Genomic DNA, 3,173 nt, shown 5'->3' with positions numbered 1-3,173 from the left:
TTCCACACCCGTCAGGGATAGGGCTTCTTGAACTCGCTGTTCAACCTCAACCGTTGGTAACCCCATATTCTCTGGTCCAAAGGCTACGTCATCCCAGACCGAAGGGGAAAATAACTGGTCATCGGGATTCTGAAACACCAGACCAATTTCTGGGCGAAACTCACCCGCTACCACAGGTTTGCCAAATAACAGCATCACTCTTGCCCTAGTTGGTTTTAAAATGCCACAGATGGTCAGAAATAGGGTAGTTTTACCAGCACCATTCGGACCAATTAAACCCACCCGTTCTCCTGGCTTAATGGTGAGATTGATATTGCGTAAACTATCCGGTTGGTCTGGGTAAGAAAAATACAGACTATCAATGGCAAGGGCGTAGTGTAAGGAAGTAGGTGACTGATAGGGTTCAATGTAATCTTCTCGGTAAAAAAATTCTTGTTGTTGCTGGGTCACGGTAAAAGTCTGAAGGATGAAGTCTGTTCGCGTAGCGTGGCCGAAAGGCCAAGAATGAAGTCGTTTCGCCTGATAGCGTTCGGTGTAGGCTAGGATAAATTCAGCAGCCATATTAATTACGGCTAATCACTTATAGTCGGGGTGAGGGAATTGTGTTAAGTGTTAATTTAATTATTAATTTTATTTAATTTAAATTAACAAAACCCCAACCCAAACCCTAAACTTATAAGTCGTTAACCGGAATCAATATTACCTTGATTTGATTACCATTAATTAGTTATCATTGATGAGTCTTAATTCGCTTCGGTCATGCTTCTGTTAACAGAATTTCGGCGATCACAAATCCTACTGAAATCAAGCTAGTCAGTCCCAAAGCAATGTAGTGGTGGAAACTAGCAGTGTTTGTACTAGACCCCATACGCTTTCCCCTAGGAAGGGGTAATGAAAAGCTCTGTGTTCTAGTCTCTCTTGTCACACCAGAACTTTCAGAAACCATAAATTGAGAGGTGTTACTATACCCTCGTAAAATCATCGCTTTATAGACTTGCTGGGATTGCTGGTAACTGCGCACCAAAAGTGTTCCGGTTAGGGAAGCTAAAAGTCTCAGGTTACGGTAAGTACGGGCGAAGGATTCCAGTAGCGAAGCAACTGGGTGACCTCCAAATTCCTGCCATGAAAGCTTTGGTCCTTTGGCACGAAAACCTCGCAGCTGCATTGCCCGCTTCATTTTAGCTAGGTCGTTACTAAATTGCTCAATATAGCGGTAAGACAACAGAGTCATATCCGCTAGCAGTGATGGCAGACCAAGCGATCGCATAGCTTTGATGTTGGTCAAAAAGGGTGCGGTGCCAAATAAAATCACACTAATGGTGAGAATACATAGGAAACGGGTGGCAATCAGCACTAGGGTTAGCAGTCCTTCCTGTCGCAGAGCGATTGGACCAAGGTGGATGATCACGGTAGTGCCTACTGTGAAGGGGAGTAGCAGTGTAATCCCTAACAGAAAAAATCCCGGATAGCGCAACCGATTCAACAGAAAGGACAGTGGCAGGCGAGAGACTCGATAAAAAATTAGGGTCAGAGCCACCATCGGTGGTAGCACTATCAAATGCTGTACAAAGGAAAACGCGAAAATTAGGGTTAATAGGGCAATTAGCTTAGCACGAGGTTCCCAACTGTGGATGGGGGAGTCCAAGTGAGCGTAGGCATCAAGTCCATGTTTCATTTAGTCATTTATGATTGTTATTGGTGATTGCTAATTGGGTCTAATCAACATAGGAGCCATAGATTCTATCGCTCCACTTCACCCTTGATACTTCATACTTGATACTTCATACTTGATACTTCACCCTTCATCCTTCATATTTTCTCCATGACCTATGACTCAGTTAGGATCAATCCCTAAGCTAATCAGAATTTAAATTCACTCATACAGTGTATTGGGGGAAAAACGTCAATACCTCTTCCCATGCCCCCATGCCCCCATATTCCCATCAGCTCAGATCGGCACATGAGATTCGCCCAAATTAGATTAGTCCACAAGTGATCACGAGGATATGAGCAAGCACTATATCATCAAAGTGCTGTGCTTTTGTCTTAAACACGTTTAGCCTTTCTTTTTTAACTATACACAAATAAATATGAAATCAAAATCTATCCCTTTTGCCTCTAGCATGCATGCATGCATGCCTTGTCAACACCCACGGTTTATGAGACTTATGCAAGAGGTGTAATAATTAAATTATATATAGTGTAATTAGAGCCTCCAATATTCAGTTAGTTATATAGTTTTGTATAAGTTACAAAAGTTTATCAAAATAGTTACAAAAGTTTATATAAAACTGTAGAAAAATTAGGTTTTTGGATTGATTAACCAAGTGAGAGGTGTTCCGGGTTCAATCATCCCGCATAAATCAACGCCTTATAGTCAATCTAAAATTCCAAATCAGGATTATAGAATGCTAACCACCAAAGATGTAAGCAGCAACGAGCTCGATAAGTCCTTAAACTTTTACGTAACTGATCAACACAACCCTTTAATAGGTGACTCTAAAATCTCTAGCACTATTATCTTTATTGACTCAGGGGTTGATGATTATCAGAGTTTAGTTGATGGTACAGTACCGGGAACTGAGGTAATTGTTCTGGAATCTACACAGGATGGCGTGGCACAAATTACCAAGGCTCTGCAAGGACGCACTGATATTTCTGCTATTCACATCGTTTCTCACGGTTCACCGGGGTGTTTGTATTTAGGGAATAGCCAACTTAGTCTAGATACTTTAAACCATTACCTCCCTCAATTAAAAACTTGGTCAACGACTGATTCAGCCACTCCTATTCTCCTCTACGGCTGCAATGTTGCTGGTGGAGATGCTGGTACAGAATTTTTGGAACGACTACACCAAATAACTGGTACTGACATTGCGGCTTCTGCGAACCGCACGGGTAATGCTGCCTTGGGTGGTGATTGGAATCTAGAATGTTGTACGGGTCAGATTGGTGTAGATTCAGCATTTTTGCCAGAATTGATGCAGGTATATCAAGGAGTTTTTGCTGTGTCCTTTAGCAACGCTAACAACTTTCCAGTAGGAACTATAGTTGTTTCAATTAAGGATAAGACGGTGATGAGGTAAAATGAAAAGGGTATATTTTCAATAACTGACAGCAATGCCATACAGTCTAGATTTCAGAAAAAAAGTAATAAACTATATAGAAAAAGG

The 3,173-nt window shown here is 41.6% G+C and carries 3 protein-coding genes; 1 reads left to right on the top strand and 2 read right to left on the bottom strand.

What is annotated here, in order from left to right; translation table 11 throughout:
* Both F6K20_RS31095 and cbiQ read right to left on the bottom strand, forming a co-directional pair.
* The coding region (locus F6K20_RS31095) for an energy-coupling factor ABC transporter ATP-binding protein (RefSeq protein WP_287297298.1) at nucleotides 1-561 on the bottom strand (561 nt) is incomplete at its 3' end.
* Between the two features lie 196 nt (nucleotides 562-757).
* Nucleotides 758-1,675 carry a cobalt ECF transporter T component CbiQ gene (gene cbiQ, locus F6K20_RS31090; protein WP_008182118.1) on the bottom strand — a complete coding sequence of 306 codons (918 nt, stop codon included), beginning with the start codon at nucleotides 1,673-1,675 and terminating at the stop codon, nucleotides 758-760.
* A gap of 733 nt (nucleotides 1,676-2,408) precedes the next feature.
* On the opposite strand from cbiQ, the gene F6K20_RS31085 reads away from it, so the two are divergent.
* On the top strand, nucleotides 2,409-3,086 hold the full coding sequence (locus F6K20_RS31085) for a DUF4347 domain-containing protein (RefSeq protein WP_287297297.1): 678 nt from the start codon (nucleotides 2,409-2,411) through the stop codon (nucleotides 3,084-3,086).
* The last annotated feature ends 87 nt before the right edge of the window (nucleotides 3,087-3,173 follow it).

The sequence above is a fragment of the Moorena sp. SIO2C4 genome (assembly GCF_010672485.1).
Lineage (GTDB): Bacteria > Cyanobacteriota > Cyanobacteriia > Cyanobacteriales > Coleofasciculaceae > Moorena > Moorena producens.
The sequence above is the reverse complement of the archived record's forward strand: the minus strand, read 5'-3'. Positions and strand labels throughout refer to the sequence as shown.